This window comes from Erysipelatoclostridium sp. An15, assembly GCF_002160675.1.
Taxonomy (GTDB): domain Bacteria; phylum Bacillota_I; class Bacilli_A; order Erysipelotrichales; family Coprobacillaceae; genus Thomasclavelia; species Thomasclavelia merdavium.
This window is the reverse complement of the sequence record NZ_NFLA01000050.1, coordinates 1-17,319: the sequence shown is the minus strand read 5'-3', so window position 1 is coordinate 17,319 and position 17,319 is coordinate 1. Positions and strand designations below refer to the sequence as shown.

14 protein-coding genes and 1 pseudogene are annotated in these 17,319 nt (G+C 28.9%); 2 read left to right on the top strand and 13 right to left on the bottom strand.

The features are described 5' to 3' along the window. Window positions 1–212: 212 nt before the first annotated feature. Genes B5E92_RS12700 through B5E92_RS12685 form a run of 4 tightly spaced genes read right to left on the bottom strand, consistent with a single transcriptional unit; the run spans window position 213 to window position 3,540 of the window. Window positions 213–1,916 carry a bifunctional DNA primase/polymerase gene (locus B5E92_RS12700; RefSeq protein WP_087302780.1) on the bottom strand — a complete coding sequence of 568 codons (1,704 nt, stop codon included), beginning with the start codon at window positions 1,914–1,916 and terminating at the stop codon, window positions 213–215. Next, window positions 1,916–2,272, bottom strand: a complete 357-nt coding sequence (locus B5E92_RS12695) for a plasmid mobilization protein (RefSeq protein ID WP_087302778.1) — start codon at window positions 2,270–2,272, stop codon at window positions 1,916–1,918. Before B5E92_RS12695 ends, B5E92_RS12700 begins: the two co-directional genes overlap by 1 nt. Continuing rightward, entirely contained in the window at window positions 2,262–3,350 is a 1,089-nt protein-coding gene (locus B5E92_RS12690; protein ID WP_087302776.1) for a site-specific integrase, read from the bottom strand. Before B5E92_RS12690 ends, B5E92_RS12695 begins: the two co-directional genes overlap by 11 nt. Continuing rightward, on the bottom strand, window positions 3,337–3,540 hold the full coding sequence (locus B5E92_RS12685; protein WP_009269536.1) for a hypothetical protein: 204 nt from the start codon (window positions 3,538–3,540) through the stop codon (window positions 3,337–3,339). The genes B5E92_RS12690 and B5E92_RS12685 overlap by 14 nt, the downstream gene beginning before the upstream one ends. 226 nt (window positions 3,541–3,766) lie before the next feature. Between B5E92_RS12685 and B5E92_RS12680 the strand changes: the two genes are divergently transcribed. Beyond that, window positions 3,767–4,336, top strand: coding sequence for a helix-turn-helix domain-containing protein (locus B5E92_RS12680; protein ID WP_087302774.1), 570 nt, complete (start codon window positions 3,767–3,769; stop codon window positions 4,334–4,336). A gap of 870 nt (window positions 4,337–5,206) precedes the next feature. Further along, complete coding sequence (locus B5E92_RS12675) at window positions 5,207–7,489, top strand: SEC-C domain-containing protein (protein ID WP_087302772.1); 2,283 nt, start codon at window positions 5,207–5,209, stop codon at window positions 7,487–7,489. A 75-nt stretch (window positions 7,490–7,564) separates the two neighbouring features. Here the strand turns inward: B5E92_RS12675 and B5E92_RS12670 are convergent, their stop codons facing one another. From B5E92_RS12670 to B5E92_RS12630, 9 genes and pseudogenes are all read right to left on the bottom strand, one after another. Beyond that, the gene (locus B5E92_RS12670) at window positions 7,565–7,816 is read right to left on the bottom strand and encodes a hypothetical protein (RefSeq protein ID WP_087302771.1); all 252 of its coding nucleotides are present in this window, start codon (window positions 7,814–7,816) and stop codon (window positions 7,565–7,567) included. A gap of 314 nt (window positions 7,817–8,130) precedes the next feature. Next, a complete protein-coding gene (locus B5E92_RS12665) occupies window positions 8,131–8,451 on the bottom strand; it encodes a hypothetical protein (protein ID WP_087302769.1) in 321 nt (106 codons plus the stop codon). Further along, the gene (locus tag B5E92_RS12660) at window positions 8,423–10,798 is read right to left on the bottom strand and encodes a hypothetical protein (RefSeq protein WP_087302767.1); all 2,376 of its coding nucleotides are present in this window, start codon (window positions 10,796–10,798) and stop codon (window positions 8,423–8,425) included. Before B5E92_RS12660 ends, B5E92_RS12665 begins: the two co-directional genes overlap by 29 nt. Window positions 10,799–10,926: 128 nt before the next feature. After that, window positions 10,927–11,316, bottom strand: a complete 390-nt coding sequence (locus B5E92_RS12655) for a hypothetical protein (protein WP_087302765.1) — start codon at window positions 11,314–11,316, stop codon at window positions 10,927–10,929. A 13-nt stretch (window positions 11,317–11,329) separates the two neighbouring features. Further along, complete coding sequence (locus B5E92_RS12650) at window positions 11,330–15,391, bottom strand: Eco57I restriction-modification methylase domain-containing protein (protein WP_087302763.1); 4,062 nt, start codon at window positions 15,389–15,391, stop codon at window positions 11,330–11,332. Further along, on the bottom strand, window positions 15,391–16,329 hold the full coding sequence (locus B5E92_RS12645) for a restriction endonuclease subunit M (protein WP_239406469.1): 939 nt from the start codon (window positions 16,327–16,329) through the stop codon (window positions 15,391–15,393). Before B5E92_RS12645 ends, B5E92_RS12650 begins: the two co-directional genes overlap by 1 nt. Beyond that, the gene (locus B5E92_RS12640) at window positions 16,322–16,561 is read right to left on the bottom strand and encodes a helix-turn-helix transcriptional regulator (RefSeq protein WP_087302761.1); all 240 of its coding nucleotides are present in this window, start codon (window positions 16,559–16,561) and stop codon (window positions 16,322–16,324) included. The genes B5E92_RS12645 and B5E92_RS12640 overlap by 8 nt, the downstream gene beginning before the upstream one ends. Window positions 16,562–16,662: 101 nt before the next feature. Then, window positions 16,663–17,016, bottom strand: a complete 354-nt coding sequence (locus tag B5E92_RS12635) for a TnpV protein (protein WP_087302759.1) — start codon at window positions 17,014–17,016, stop codon at window positions 16,663–16,665. Window positions 17,017–17,028: 12 nt separating this feature from the next. Next, window positions 17,029–17,319 (bottom strand): annotated as a pseudogene (locus tag B5E92_RS12630) (hypothetical protein); the annotation flags it as partial.

Below are 17,319 nucleotides of genomic sequence, written 5' to 3'. Positions count from 1 at the left end.
ATTATTCATATTTATTTAATATCACAGGTCCATCTTATCGAATCAAAGATAAATTAAATCCTAAAAAAACTGAGAACACTTAATTGCAACAAATTGGTCAAATTATCTTGACTTTTATACTAATACATATATCGTGAATTTTAATTGAAGTGACGAGTGACGGTGTGACGAAGACTTTGCTATACCGAAACACCGTCACACCGTCACCAATTTTATGATTCTTCGTCACCTTCATAAACCAATCTCATCAGTCTTGCCTTATTCGTTCTTGGTAAAATTTCATACTTTACGAACGAGTCTTTAAGAAAATCTTTATTTTTGGTTAAAAGAATTTGCAGTCCCTTTCCTCTTAGCTTTAATGATAATTTAGAACATAAAGTTTCATGAGATCCCTCATAAACTTTGTTTCTTACAATGAAGTTGATGACCTTACTGAGATTCTCGTCAATTTGTTCATCGAAGTCATTTTCAACAATTTCAAAAAGACACATCTCATTTTGACAGATTGTCAGTTCTTCCTCAGGAAAATCTTTTCCTTGAATTGCTAGCTGTCGGTTCTTGGATAAGAAATTTCGTTTAAATAAAACGATAATACTGTCTGCTCCCGCTATTAGCCCTCTGCTTCCATAAATGGAATCAAAAGGATGATTAGGATCTATTTCCTTTTTCACATGAGTGATTAGAATGATGGACAAATTATATTTAAAAGCTAGTTCATGATACATTGTTGATTCAGAATATTCCGAATCATAATCTCTATCTTTATTTCTTCTCATCTTTGCAAAGGTATCGACAACGACTACTCTCAAATCCTTATTGACTTCTAACTCTTTTTGAATTCTTTTTTCTAAATCAAAATAATTGTCAGACTTCAGCACATCAATAACAAGATTATCCTTTTCTTCAATCTTCATTGTTTTCAATCGCTTTTGTATCTTATTCTTATGATCTTCAAAAGCTAAATATAAGGCTGTTCCTTGCTTCACATTTTTACCTAAGAATTTTTTACCACTTGCAATTGCATCAGCCAACTGTAATCCAAAGAATGTCTTTCCAGTTTTTTGCGGAGCTCCAATCAAAGTCAAACCAATAGGAATCATATCTTCCACAATATCCTGTTCTTCTTTTATATCGGATGATAATAATTCTTTTGCAGTAAACCTTCCGCCATATTCAACATCTCTTTTCGTTTGAATAAAGCCTTTATCATAGCTTAATGCACTTGAACATATGTTATTGACTTCTTTCATCTCTAAAGATGGGAAGCAACGCTTCTCATTTTCTTTAGCTATACAAAGTCTAATCGATTCGTCATGAAACCCTTTCTTCTGTAGATAGCATGCCATTTTAAATAAATAATCATTTCTCTTTCCTTCTTGAATCAGACAGCAATCATCTAATGACTTCGTTGTGTCTTTCTTCGTTTTAGAAAGAAAATCATACACTGCATCATTTGCTTCAGCTATCGGCAGATCATTGACCCATGCATAAGATTTATCGTCAACAACACTAGGAGGTGCTAATACATATCCACCATCACCTCGAACATCTATGCCTTCCATTAAAGCAATCGAGTTACGAACTTCTCTGTCTACCTTATAATAGAAATGATATCCATCATTGCAAGTCTTCGCTACTTTTGTTTTAGGAAAGGTGGCAAGAAATGGCTTTAATTGTTCCATGCCATTCTTGCCTTTTTTACAATCAACATCAATAACAATCAAACCATTTCCAGTTTTCAATCCAATATTATATGAGGGATTATGATTCCACCAATTTTGAACTTGTTGTAGGTCATTAGTTGCCTCACTTTTCCAAGATTTTAGGACTTGCTCACTTTTGGAATTGACATTTAACGGAAATATTTTAAAATGATTTTGAGCATAGTTTAAAGCATCATTTAACATAGGATTCATTAGCGTGGCTCCTTAGTTGCTTTAATCTTTGCTTTTTTATTTTCTATTAATCCATGAATGGTTTTGATTAATGTTTCCATTACAATCAATTCATCTAATGTCAATTCCTCTAGTGATGATATTTCTAATAAGTGGTTCGTAAACAACTGAAGATAATTACGAAGATTTTTAAACAAATAAGGATTTGGAATCACTGTGATTTCCTTATCAGTGCTGCATGCAATTAAATAATCTTGTTTTGTTAAACCAGATAGTTTTACTTTTGCATTTAAGACTTCATCTTCTTGTGGAGAAACCCTAAAAGCAATCACTTTAGAACGATATCTGCCTTGCATATCTTTGTTTTTAGCTGACACGACTAAATACCTCCTCTCGTTCATTTTCAAGCTTATCGGCAATTTCCTGTCCTCGTGCAGGGAATAAATGAGCATATCTATAAGTAATCTCAATACTTTCATGTCCAACACGATTGGCAATCGCTAAAGCCGAAAATCCCATTTCAATCAATAAAGATACATGTGAATGTCTAAGGTCATGAATACGAATACGTTTTACACCAGCTTCTTTACTTCCTCTATCCATTTCATGATGTAGCCATGATTTTGTAATTGGAAAAATACGATCATTTTTACCAATACGATATAAACGGCTGATATAATCTTGCATTTCTTCAGCTAGGAAAGTAGGAATAGGAATAATGCGATTACTTTTTACTGTTTTTGGATCAGTAATAACATCTCTCCCTTTGATTCTTTGATAAGATTTATTTATTCTTAATGTTTTCTTTTCAAAATCAAAATCGGAAGGTGTTAACGCAAGTAATTCACCCATACGAAGTCCACACCAATATAACATTTCAAATGCATGATAACTGCAGTCTTTATCCATCATAACTTCAGAAAACTTCAAGTACTCTTCCTTTGTCCAGAAATTCATTTCTTTTGTTCTTTCTTTGCCCATATTACCTGCATTTCTTGCCGGATTAGTAGCTAAGCCATATCTTTTACAAGCATGATTAAATATAGCACTAAGCTGATTATGAATTGTTTTAAGATAAACTGGAGAAAAAGGTTCTTGATTTTCATTACGATAAGCTAATAACTCATTTTGCCATTGGGTAACATCTGAAACCGAAATCTCATTCATTTTCAAATCTTTGAAATAAGGTAAAATCTTATCGTCAATTAAACATATTTTCGTCTGCATAGTATTTTCTTTAATTCGATTTGATAAATCATTAATATAGATTTCAACAAAATCGCTGAAAGTCATATCTAAGTCTTTAGCGTCTTTTAAACGTTCACTAGCAAGAAACTTTTCTGCTTCTTTTTTGGTTTTAAATCCTCGTTTTACTGTACGTTTCTTTTCTCCTGTATATTTTCTTTTAAAATAACTTACATACCATTTCCCATTCTTATCTTTATAAGCTGGCATTTTCTTTCACTTCCTTTGCACCATATAATCTTTCTTCAAAATAATCTCGACTAACACGTCCTTTCAATGTGATATAGCCTTTGCTTTCAAGTTCTTCATTCAGTTTTCGAATTAATTTGTAAGCATAAGCCTCACTCATTCCAGTAACAGCGACAATATCTTCAGCTGTCATAAATAAACTGTTTTTCATTTTATCTTCTCCTTTCTATTGACCTATATATCGGTCAATTACAATTGCATTATAACATCACTTTTTTACGAAATCAATAATATTAACCTATTTTTCGTTCAATTTTATTTCAATATTGAACTTTTTCTGGTATAATAGCTTTGTAATCCATTTTATATACTGAAATCATAAATTACATTATTTTATTATTCATGATGGTAATTTTTACAAGAAGGAAGGTGTCACAGTGTCATTTGGATCACAATTAAAACGAATCCGAAAGTTTAGAAATTTAGACCAGGCAGAACTAGGAGAAAGTATTGGACTTTCAAAACGTTCAGCATATTCAACGATTTCCCAATATGAACGAGGAGCTAAGAAACCTAGAAGTAAAGAAACAATCTATAAACTTGCCGAAGCTCTTGAAGTTTGTCCATTCATGTTAGAAGAACCAGATGTTGAACATGGAGAAAAAGTGATTCATGTATTATTCTGGTTAGCTATGCATTACGGCTTGGAAATTGATGAATTAGATGGACAGCCAATATTTCGTTTTAATCAAAACAAATTTGGTGTAGTAAAAAATGATGTATTACTCGATCAGCTTCAGGATTGGTTAAAATTTTCAAAAGGTGAGAAGTCTGGTTTATTCGAAACTGCTAGACTTTATGATTGGATGTTATCTTATCCTATTAATGATGATAGTTTTATTTCCGATGAATTAGATTTTGATTCAATGGAAAATTTCGAAGAAGCTTATAAAAAAGCATTACATAAAAAATACGTTTCTAAAGTGAAAGTGGAAGATAATGATTAATCTTCCTTTTTTTATTCATCATAACCACACTTGACGCATCATGAGTAAAACACAAATACAAAAAAAGAATAGTAAAGTAATGTTATAAAGTGTATCAAAAGTGTATCATTCAAGCCTAGAAAAACAAAAAAAGCTCGATTTTATCGAACTTTTTTGTGTTTAATATACTATTCGAACTCTGTTCCTTTGAATTGATTTCCTGTCTTTTTTATAGTTTTTCATGTATATTTTTCTCTAATTTATATCATATATCTCTATTATTCTATAAACATTTATTTTTTGTACTCATTATGTACTCGTAATGAGTACTCTCTGAGTACATCTGTAAAACTAGGTAATAATGATTTTAATGCATTCTCATTTACTTTATAATCTTGATCAGTACTCTTAATATAATGATTGTATTTAACTATCATAATTAAATTTTTAATCCCTATATTATTTTACTATTTCTTTTCCATCATAAATACATTAACATGACTATTATCTCTTTCCTAATAAAATAAAAATTACAACAAAATTTGTGTTAAATCAATAGCACAATTGGAACAGAAAATATCATTATCCAATTTATGAGCTAGTCTATTCCAATAATTTTCATATTCTTAATCTTTGAGTTTTTCATTTAGCAACTTTACCAATTCTTTATCAAAAATATCTTCCTCCAATTTATTTAATGAATCAGTTAATACAAGTGTTGCTTGACATTAAGAATCAGTTGAAGAATTATAGTAAAAGTTATGCCATTATTATCAAGTATATTTTTTATGTTTTTCAATATTGTATTAAAATATGATAGAATTAATTATATCAGTTAACACGAAAGACTCTAATGAAATCTAGAAATTATCACAACAAATGGAGGTAAACATGTTAAATACAAATTTAAATTCATTAAAAAAAGAAATCGATAATCTTATTAACGAATTAATTAAAAGTGTTAAACAATATAATCCTATCGATTTATTATATTGTTTAAAATCAATGGAATTGGTTCCTTCCGCTTCTGAATATAATGAAGAAACATTGATAACAAAACAAGACCCTCTTCAAACAAATATGATTGAATATTTTACAAGTCTATTAACTGCCATAGAAATTACTGATTACAATAACAATAATATTGATGAAACAATCATTTATGATTTTTTATCAAAATACAGAGAAATCATGTCACTAATAAATCAATATTTTTTATTGTATTCTACTAGCAAAGAATTCGAACGTGAATATAGCGATGAGGAAATTGATTACATTTATAACCGTTTTATTTATTCTAATGTAAACGGGAAACGATATCAATGCTTTGAAAAAATTTTTTACAAAATAATGCTAACACCTCACACTGATGAAATTGAAAAAATTTTTAATGTAAATAAGACAGAATTTTTTGCTGGCATGGATAAGATTATGGAAAAATCTTGTGGTTCTATGTTTTTTAACGGAATAGAATTAATGAAAGAAGTCTGTGATACTCTAGAGGAAAAAGGGTTCTCTTTAGATAACTCAAGTACAGAATTTATTTCTGACGAAAAGAGAAGTAAACTTACTGAAGCATTTTCTTCTGAACAATACAGAATAAACCCTCAGTTAATCTGGAATAATCAATTACTAGATTCTCTTTCTTTACACTTTGGAGAAAATAAAATATTTTTTGAGGGAAATTATTCAGGATGGCCTATAAATAATACTTTACATAAATATCGTCCTATTTTAAAATTTGATGATAGTTATTATTGCTTTAACTACTATAATTTTGTAGATAATTTTTACAGAACAATTTATAAAGCAATCATTAAAAATGATAAACAATATACACAGAAATGGCAAATAAAACAAAAAGAAATTACCGAGACATATGTAGCAAATATCTTCAAACGTATTTTTCCAGACGCGATTGTACTCCAAGATAATTACTTCTTTATAAACGGAATTAAAAGTAATCGTAGTGAAAATGATTTAATTGTTTCATTTGACAAATCCCTTTTTATCATAGAAGTAAAAGCAGGAAATTTTACACCAGATAATCCATTTGTAAATTTTTCATCTCATAAAAAATCTATAACTGATTTAATTGAAAAACCTGATGAACAATGTACAGCACTTCTAAGTTATTTAGAAAAACATCAAGAAATATACAACGAAAGCAATGATGTCAAATATTTAATCAATATTAGCGATTATACAAAGGTGTTTTCAATATCAGTTACATTAGAAAACTTTAATGAAGTATCATCCATTATCGAAAAATTTGAAAACATTAAATTTACTAGAGGAAACTTTCTAATCTCAATAGATGATTTAAATATTTATTCAGATTATTTTACCGATTGTCCTTTCCTATTTTTAGACTACTTGAATTATAGATATAAAGTTACTGAATTGAATAGATTACATGTAAATGATGAACTTGATTATCTAGGACTATATTTATCTTATCGAGATTTTATAAACAAAATAGACGACATGATCAACGAAGAAAAACTTGATGATGTAACCAATATTTTTGTCGAAGACGCAAGAAGCGAATTAGACATCTATTACGATAGTAAACAAACACCAATTGCACCCCCTAAACCTAAACCGATTTGGATTGAAGAATCGATGGAAAACTTGATAAACTTAGTTTATAAATCAACCCACAAAAAAAAGCATCAACTTCTTCATCTACTGCTTGAAGCAGCATATCAAACACATTCTATACAAAACTCTTATTTACAACATGTCTTTAACAAAATTAAATTCAGTAGATCAAAAGTTGAAGATGACCTTTTTATATCCACTATATCTATTGATTCTTCTGAAATTAATTTAGCATACTCATATGTTAAATTAAACAAACAAATTATAAATGTGGCTAAAATGCGTTCTTTAGCTAAACTTAAACTAAATCATTTGGATGAATCCTTTATTATATTCTTTAAGCTAAACAAAATGGGAAAACTCATAGAAATCAAAATTGAATATGTACAATATTCAGACATTAAAAATAGAAACCAAAGAAAACTAGATGAAATCGGCAAAAAAATATTTAATCTTAGGAAAGAAAATTTAATGCAAAAACTCCATGTTTCTTCATATCCTGATACTGAAACTTGTCCATGTGGTTCTAAAAAAAGTTATATAGAATGTTGTAAACCAAAGGGATTATAATTCTATTCTCACAATAAGTTATAGTATCACCTGAATATTTCACTTTAAAAATCGAATAGTGTTACTTGTTTGATGTCATCTTTTTAGTGAAATACTCACAGAAACCAGTGGCGCAACATATAAATCTGTTATTTGATAAAATAACGCCCCTTCGTATTTATCTGCAATTTTATCTATACCTTCTTGTATTTTACTAAACTCAAGTGCTGAAGAAAATCTTAAACTTCCTTCATTAATATATTTAGTCATACATCCTTGTTTTCCAAGTTTCACAAAAACCTTTGGGAGAGGAGCTCTAGTATCTGTAATCTTATATTTTTCATTCATAAATACATCCTCCTTTTCGTTTGAAACATATAACTCTTTTGTAGTCAAAACAAATTAAAACTAACACCAATTACCAAAAAAGCACCTTAAACAGGCACTTTTTCAATACGTCTAAACCACTCGGTACTATTCTACCTACTCGAACTCGCTTCCTTTCAATTGGTTTTCTATCTTTTTCATACTATTTTATACATATTTTTATCTATATTTTCCCAGATATCTCTATTATTCGAGAAATATTAATTCTTTGTACTCATTTTGTACTCACCATGAGTACTCTTTGAGTACATATCTTTTTACAATAGATAATACTATTATTCGGGTATACTATCATCTTTATTTCTTAATTCTTCACTTTTTTGGTTTAATTCTTTAATAACCGACTTCACAAGTTTAATGCAATAATTCATTAATCTATACGCTTCTTTTTGCTTAGAATCTAATTCCTTGTGTAATTCTATTTCATACTCTTGATCAGGGCATTCAAAATTATCATTTACATCATAATCCAATAAGTTAAAAAAATCTTGAGAGTTAATTACTTTTTCCGTTATAGATACAGTTAATGTTTTACTACCGCATGAAATAACTGAGTTATAATTTTCATCAATTTTTACTGTTATTTCTTTTGTCATATCTTTTCCACCTCTTTCTTATTACATCTACTCCTCCATCCAAAGTATCTGCAATATCTTTCAAAATATTAATATTTTCATCTTGGTATTCTAATGCTCCGTTATAAGCAACTATACCATCTTCATCATTTTTTAAAACGATCACATTGTCTACATCTAGATTTACAACTAACTCAGGTTTATGTGTAATGAACAAAACTTGTTTTTTATCAGATATTTTTCTAAAAATATCTATTAAATCTGATGTGATTTTATTTTGGGAAACATCATCTCCCGGCTGATCAACGATATACATTTTATTGTTTAAATCATAGGACAATAGATCTAAATAAATTAATGCATTTTTTCCCGGTGAATTACCACTCAACTCAGAATCTTCTTCTTTTAAGATCGCATAATCTATTTTCAAAATATCGGATTTAACATAATCTTTTACACATTGTTTATATGCTATATTAATGTCTTTCCCTTCATCTAAATATTTTTTTATTTTTGTATCAGCACAGGAGTCAATAAAGTTATCATTATCTACTTTCGAAAGGTATGATAATTTATTATTATTAGAAAAAGGATACATTAAAATGTCTTCTATAATTTCCGATGTAATTTTTGAAACAACTGTTCTAGTTATAAATATATAACCATTTAATGGATTCTCCTCTTGTTTTATAAGGATATCTTTATAATCAAATAATATATCTTCATTTTTTGTATTTATTTTATCAATATAATCTACTATTCGTTGCTGAAAACTAATTAAATCTGTATTGAAATTATTTCTTTTTCTTTCTTGATCTTGAACGATTTTATTTACTGCTTTCTCGTGTGATTCAAAGACTTTATTTATTGTTGAGCATATTGAATTATGTATCTTCTCATCGATTTTTAATTTCTCATACTTTTTCTTCATTTCTTGATATTTTTCGATACTTAAATTTATTATCTTAATATCTTCTTCTAACAAATCTTTTGTATCACGTAATTTTTTTAATTGATTTAAAACATTTTTGATATTATCTATAATTTGAGAATAATCTTTTGTTTTACAAACTATATTTGAAACAGCATGAAGTTGATAATTATTGTCCTCAACATCTGCGGGAATATCTAAATCAAAGTTTAAATTTCTTTTCGCATTTTTTAATTGATAATTGTTTTTTATTTTATTTAAAACTCTATCAATATATTTATCAAATATTGCATCATATGAGTCAATAATCAAATCGTTAAAATGTTTTTGAAATTGTGGATAATTATTAAGACTATTATTATCTTGGAACAACTTTCTTATATTACCTTGCCTATCAAAATGGATAGATTTGAGTAATTTTTGATCTATAGGAACTACTGATATTTCTTTCGATTCACAATATCTCTTATATCCTTCTTTTCTTGTTTTATCAATTTTTGTCAATTTGGGATTATATAAGTATTCAAGAATTAAACTTTTCCCAATAGAATTATCTCCAATAATTGCATTTAATCCCGAAGAAAGTTCTAAATCAACTACCTGGTTCTTTATATTTAAAGATATTTTATCTAAGTATGGTTTTCTAATATCATAGTATGCAGTAGTAACTCTTCTACTTTCTGTTAATGCCATTACTAATCCTTTAAATGTTGGTAAACTTTTTATATAAGAATATCTAATATCACTTTTATCAGTCTTTTTCTGTTTTGGATATACGGTCCAGTCATGACAATCTGTACCAGTTATATATCTCATATTTTTAAGATCTTTCTCATTTTGATAACTTTTTAGAATTCCTTCTATTCTTCCACTTCTAAATTCTAATGCATCAAAATATTCACAATTAACAATATAGTCAAATTGTTCCTCACCCACACCAGCCAAATTTTCATTTTGGTTTTCTACTCTTATCCCACTTTTTTGATGAGCAATTAATACTACATTAAGATTAATATCAGTAATAATACTTCTAAACGTTGAAAATTTATAAGCATTAGGCTTCTTTTCTTTATTATCAAATTTATATTTTTGCAGAATTTTTTCAATATCTTTCAATTTATCTTTATTAGTATCATCAAATATCGCAATCACATGAAACCTTGCTCCATTTTCAAAAACATCGAATTCAATGCCTGGTAGTATAGATTGTAAAGTCTTGCACAAACTCATGTTGTTAACTAATGTATCATACAGATCAAAATTAAAAACGTTATGATCTGTTATTGCAATCATATTCACTTTTTCTTTTTCTAGTTTTCCCATTAAAATAGGGATATTTTCCTTTGTATTGTTGCTGACTAAATCGCCGTCTTTTTTGCTATACTCACTATGTATATGCAAATCTACCTTTATCAAACTATTTACTATTCTATTCATTTTCTATCCTACCTTATTTTCAATTATCTCTTTTTCATAGCAATTTTTTTAATCATATGAATAATATAAAGTCTTAACATCAATTTGAACTTTTATTACTTCAGGTAATTTGTTCTATTCCATAATATTTATTTTTTAAATCGTGGATCGTCTGCAAGAGTCATAATTCCGCTTAATTTTTTTGGATCTGTTAATAAATCCGCTATTACGCCAAACATTGCAGCATTGCTTTGTTCTTTTTCTTTACTTTCTAATGCATTCTTATGTTCTAATTCCAATAATTCAAGCTTATGTTTATGATCTTGATTACTTTTTTCTATTTCAAAATTATGCTTTTCCTTTAAGGATTCTATATCAATTTCATGTTGCTTCATCAATTTTTCAATTTCATGTTTATTACTTTCTTGCAATTTCATAATTTCATCTTTTGCTTTTTTACATGTAATAACATATGTTACAATTCCGCTAATAAGAGCGGGAATACAAGAAGTTATCAAAATACTAACAACAGATTCCATTCATATACCTCCATCAATCCATTGGTTTTACATTTTCTTCTATAAACGTAATTTCTTCATTTGAAAGATTATATTTTTTATAAAGTTGTTGATCTATTTCAGAAATAGATTTTGACCAAACGATATCAGAATCTAATGAAAAATCTTGTATTGGTACATACTTCCATACTGCTTTTTTATTATCTTGAGTTACTTTTAATATTCCTAATAATGCCCTAGCAAACTTAGTTTTTAAATATTTCAAGAGTGCTTTAGCTTCATATGAAGTTTCAAATGCACCAATACTTATAAATGTTTGAGTATGCCCCATTGCAGGCTGACCTATTTCAGGAGAAGATAAAACCTCACCAAAAGAACCTGATCCATTTGATTTTGGCAAGATAACTTTCCATTTCATTAAATTATCATGAAGTTCTATGTATTCTTTTTTAATCCACATACATACCCTGGTATTTGATTTTCTTCCCATTATTTTGACGTATTCAACTTGATCGTGAGGTTTCTCTGAAAAGAACACAATATTTTCAAGCTTATCAAAAATATTTGATGTTAGATCATAGTCGTGGCCTTTACTCAAAATACCATTGTTTTCATCTATGTATCTTATATTAGAATAATCTTCATGCAATTTTCTTCTAAATTTATAGCTTTCAGGTGCATACACTATATCAGAGATAAATTTTGTAGCATTATTAATAATTTTTTCCTTAATAGTACGTAATTCATTATAATGAGTAAATACACCAATTGCCCCATAATTCACATTTTTATTTCTTAAGGTAATAGCTACGCCACCTTTAATATCTACATTCGGAAACACATCTGTACTATTAGCCGTATAATATACTACCTTAAAATGTTCATCATTTAATACTTTATTATTCCAATCCTTTGGTGTTTTTCCTGCATTGAATAAAAATCTTGCAGGTGTAATGAATGTTACTTTATCTGAAATATTAAATGAAGTATCCATAAACAAATGATATACAGGTTTATCACTTGTGCCTTCTGTTGATTCTTGATAAGGTGGATTACCTACTATAGCATCAAACTTCATTTGACCATTTTCTCCTTTCTTCCAATAACTTGATTTAAGCACACGCTCAATAAATTGTTGCGGTTTATTTTCCATATAATTAATCAAGTCATCAAAATAGTGTGCATTAATTTTTATTTTTGAATATCCCGCTAACGTTCTTTGAGTTATATGTTTAGCCATTGGTGTTTTACATATTACAAATACATTATTTTGGATTGTGTCATTCCATATTCTTCTTTCTAATTCTATTGTAAATTCATCATCGTTATAATCTTTACATTTAGCTCGATAAATACTATATGTAACATATAATGGATAAAGTCCTGTCTTTGAATTGATTTCTAAAATTTGAGCAGATGTATTACTAAATGTATCATCAGTTACTTGACCTCTATCAACAAATCGAGGTTTATCAAGTTCGTGTTCATGATTTTCATCCCAGAAATCATAACCGCCTAAAGTATTTGACATGTGTAGATTAACTACTTTCCAAGGCGTTAAAACGGTTTCTTTATCAGGATTTTTAAAATTTGAGAATAATGAAGCAATCTTTTTGACACGCTCTGTTGGTTCAAGTGTATCGGCCTCACGTGCAATATTCCTGATTCTTCTACCAGCCGCAATAAATACATCCTCGTCATAATATTTCTTAAACTCTTGAAAAGCTTCTTTTGTGACACCTGTCGGCATGAATTCATTCCACGAAGAATCATCTACTTTTTCAATAAATCTTTCTAAGGTGATTTCCTCATCGTATGGAACATCAGCACCATAAATAAGTAATGGCATACGTATAGAAATCCCTCTTAATATTGAAATTGCATCGTTACGTACTTTCTTTTTCTTCTTTAATTCTTCTAAGAATACCTTTTCTTCTTCAGTTAATTCCTTTTTAGGTTTCTTCTTTAATTTCTTTTCCTTTTCATATTCTTCGTTAGTTAAACCTTGATCATTCACAGTAATATCATTTTGCTTGCTAGCTGCTTTTGATTTACCAATAATTCCTTTTAACTCATCAAATTTCTTAATATCAAGTTCATCTAATTTTAATAATTCATCATTATATAAATTACTATCATCAAAGCCATTACGAACTACCTTATCAGCATACGCTTTTTTTAATTGTTGTAACAATCTATCAGCTTGATATTCTTTCATTTGCGATCCAGAAATTGAAATTACAGGACAGTAATTTAAGAATTTTCCTAATATTTGTTTATCTCCATCAGTGGTTTTACCTGCTTTTGAAGATACGGATACAGCTTGTGATACCATTTTTAATGTACGATCTGGTGCAAAATCAAATACATACGCTGTTTCTTTTATCATACCATTCTTATTGCATGGAGACTGTACTCTAAATATTGTTTGTAAATAGTTTGCAGCAGAAGTAGAATATGAACCAGCAAGCATAAATACAGCTGTCCATTCCTTAATTGTTACACCTGTTGTTAACTTTCCACACGATAAAGTAATAGTATATGTATCATTTTTTTCGGCTTCACTAATAGCATTTTTTACACTATTTAGTGCATCAGCAGATTCTTCATCATCACTTCCAGCTACATTTATAATATTAAACTGTCCATTGCCAAATACTGGATGTTTCATCATTAAACTCTTCAAAGCTCTTGCTTCACGTACTCCTGGAACCATCCAAAGAGAATGTTTAAACAATTGACGATACTCCTCTTTTGAATAAGGATAACTATTCTTATCATCAAGTTTAGTCATTAGATTTAAAAATGACCAAATATCATTTTCATGAACAAAATCACCTATTTTCGCAGTTACAGGCATTTGTGCATAATCAAATTTGAAGTCTCCTGTCCACGTTCTAAAAAATTCATGAAAATTAAAAGCTTTATCTTCATAAGTAATATAATTACTATTATGCAATAGTTCTCCAAGATCATATGTATATATACGCAATTCTGGTAATTCTTCATAAGGATTAGAATCTCCAAAATGGAGTTTGTCCCATTCTGATTTACATTCCTGTTCCATTATATAATCCCATGTATATATAGATTCTTCATCGTATTCATCTAAAATGTTGAAAGGAGTTCCTGATAAAGCTAATAGCTTCGTTTTTTTAAGTTCTTCTTTGACAATAGCTTTAATGGTTTCATCACCTAAAGTCGTTTTAGTTCCTTCATGAGCTTCATCTACAATAACACAGTCCCAAATTGTATTGAATATTTCATCATTCTTTCCAAATTTTCCACCAACAGCTTCAGACCCTCTAAGATCTTGAATCGATGCAAAATACACAAATCCTTTACCTTTATTATTCAAAGTATTCACATCATATCCATTTGACTTTGAACCATACAAATAATCGGTATCATAAAAAATCTTTGTAAAGTCCTCATACCATCCATCATTGACAACTGGTCTATGAGTAAGAATGATTGTTTTTTTAAATCCACAACGTTTTATTACTTCTAATGCACTTAAAGTTTTTCCAAATCTCATTTTTGCATTCCAAAGCATGCGATCATGCTTATTAAATTGTTTAACTGTTCTTTCAATCGCATCTTTTTGTTCTGGTCTGAATATGATCGGAACATACTTACTTGTTTTAGAATTACTTAAATTGGCATAATTCTTCTTTACTGCTTGAATAGCCTCTATTGCAGTATCTTTATCTATACGGTACCATTCACGCCCCGTACTACCATCAATTTTCACTTTTTTAATATTTGAATTTTCTAAAACATGATGTACTTCATGATCTCTAAATGCTTTTAATTGAACACTTCCATCTTTCGAATGTTCTTCTTTAATAGCTAATTCAGTATGTAATAATACAGGAGTTACCCCTACAGTGTTTGTATAACTCTTGATTCTCTTTAAAGCAGCTTGATTCAATTCTCTACAATTAGGTGAAAGTTTATCAATCGAGGAGTCCGTATAAACAGTTGCATCTCCAATTTTTATTAGCCCCTTATGCTTTTCATCATTAACTGTAAAAGCATAGATAACCTTATAATTAAATGCATTTTTAAACTGTATATTATCGTTGCTTTCCATTACTTAACTCCTCCATTCATTATACTTTTAAATTCTATACTTGTATTTGCTCTCCAATCATATATTTTACATGGAATTGGTTCTTTTTCCGAGATTTCTTCATTATCCAAGAAATCAAAAATAGACAATTGTGTATTAACTCTTTCACGCTCACTATAAGGAGCATTCAATGTTATGCCATCCATTTGCCATAGATTCCATGAAATTATTTTTGCAATGGTCAAAAGTTGCTCTTCACTAGGTTTATGAGAGAACTTATACTCCATGTTTTCAATAAATGTGTAAAGCAAATTTTCTCTAGCAAGTAGCAAGCTATCTCCCTGGTATTCATAACCATATGTACTTTCATAAGCTCTTTTTACCCACTCAAACCAATCTTCTTCACTTACTGTATTTTCATTAACAACTCGAAACTTTCTATCTAATAAACCTATTCTGTCTTCCAGCGGTATTTCCTTACCAGTGACAGTATCATATCTACTTACTAAATAAGGTGCTTCTCCACAGCTTATTTCTAATCTTCTAGCATCAACATATTTTCTCCAATTTTTATTTGATGGAAAAACGATATTTTCTTTATTTGTAATCCATGTTTGTCCTACTGTTTTATTAAAAACATCTTTACGACAAAACCATGCTTCATCAATTAAATTGTTTTGTTCATTACACACCCATGAAGGAGTAAAAACTTCTGCTTTTTCCTTCGTTCTTTTCGTCTGATCCTCTAATGTTTTCGCAACTCTTGGCGAAATAATATGAGAGTTTTTTCCAGTAATAAGATCTTTAGTGATAGGTTCTTGTGGATAATATGCATCACCAAAGGCAATATAATGATCTGTTGCCCAGCAAATATTTTTCTTTGTTGTTCTATCCTTTAACAGTACATTAAAAACCTTTACCGACATATTCATTAACTCTTCTTCAATAATATCAATCACAGTGATTCACACCACCTTCATCTTTTAAATTATCTTTAACGTATTCAATCAAATCTCCAAAATCACACTCTATATAATGACATATCCTTTCTAAAACAGCTAATGACACTTCTTGATTTTTTCTCATCCTTGTCATTGTATTTGGTGCAATACCTGCTCCTTTTCTTAATTCGGAAGCACTCATATTTTTATCAATCAATAACTTCCATAATTTATTATATGAAATAGCCATAATGACCTCCTGTAAATATTATTATATCCTTTTATCATTAGTTAAATCAACATAAAAACTCGCATATTGATGCGAGCTTTTATAAACGTGATAAGTATTTTTTATCTTATATTAAGAAACTCATCAAACAATGTTTCTTCAGCACTATTTTTTATGTTGTTCATTTCCTGCACCCATCTCATTTGATCTTTTTCTTTTAGTTCTTCATTGACACTTCTTTCTTCCATAAGTTGCTTTACTAATACATTATATCGATCATTCATCTGATGATCCATTGATAACAGTTCATCATTTAGCTTATTTTCTGCAAGTAACGCTAGATAATGTGCTTTATAATTTTCTTTTAAATGTTTCAAATACATTCGTCCAAATCTTGTTAAATTAGGTAATGATTCTTCTTGTTTTAGAACTGGAAATTCATAATCTCCTACTTGTTGGTACTTCATTTCTTTCATCTACTTTTCCTCCTAACGTGACTGTTCTCTTTGTTTTATTTTCTTCCATGCGATACGTTCTACATCATCTTTAAAGCTTCTATTTCGAATGTTATCACATGCTTTGACTTCCATTCTTAACTTTTTAATTGCTGGTGTAAATTGTTTTGCTTTTGCTGACCACTCATCTTTTTCCTCTTCGCTAGTAGCTTTCATTCGACGATAATAACAGTATTTTCTTTCTTTGATTAGTTTATCTAATTCATTCTGTTTTACTTGTTGATAGTCATCCAATTGGTTTATATCTTCAATTTTGTTATGATA

Bases quoted from the DNA above. Each gene is read 5' to 3' on its own strand.
- B5E92_RS12690 (WP_087302776.1), bottom strand. From the start codon at position 3,350: ATGCCAGCTTATAAAGATAAGAATGGGAAATGGTATGTAAGTTATTTT.
- B5E92_RS12685 (WP_009269536.1), bottom strand. From the start codon at position 3,540: ATGAAAAACAGTTTATTTATGACAGCTGAAGATATTGTCGCTGTTACT.
- B5E92_RS12635 (WP_087302759.1), bottom strand. From the start codon at position 17,016: ATGAAAGAAATGAAGTACCAACAAGTAGGAGATTATGAATTTCCAGTT.
- B5E92_RS12670 (WP_087302771.1), bottom strand. From the start codon at position 7,816: ATGAATGAAAAATATAAGATTACAGATACTAGAGCTCCTCTCCCAAAG.
- B5E92_RS12655 (WP_087302765.1), bottom strand. From the start codon at position 11,316: ATGGAATCTGTTGTTAGTATTTTGATAACTTCTTGTATTCCCGCTCTT.
- B5E92_RS12640 (WP_087302761.1), bottom strand. From the start codon at position 16,561: ATGGCTATTTCATATAATAAATTATGGAAGTTATTGATTGATAAAAAT.
- B5E92_RS12700 (WP_087302780.1), bottom strand. From the start codon at position 1,916: ATGAATCCTATGTTAAATGATGCTTTAAACTATGCTCAAAATCATTTT.
- B5E92_RS12650 (WP_087302763.1), bottom strand. From the start codon at position 15,391: ATGGAAAGCAACGATAATATACAGTTTAAAAATGCATTTAATTATAAG.
- B5E92_RS12675 (WP_087302772.1), top strand. From the start codon at position 5,207: ATGTTAAATACAAATTTAAATTCATTAAAAAAAGAAATCGATAATCTT.
- B5E92_RS12665 (WP_087302769.1), bottom strand. From the start codon at position 8,451: ATGACAAAAGAAATAACAGTAAAAATTGATGAAAATTATAACTCAGTT.
- B5E92_RS12660 (WP_087302767.1), bottom strand. From the start codon at position 10,798: ATGAATAGAATAGTAAATAGTTTGATAAAGGTAGATTTGCATATACAT.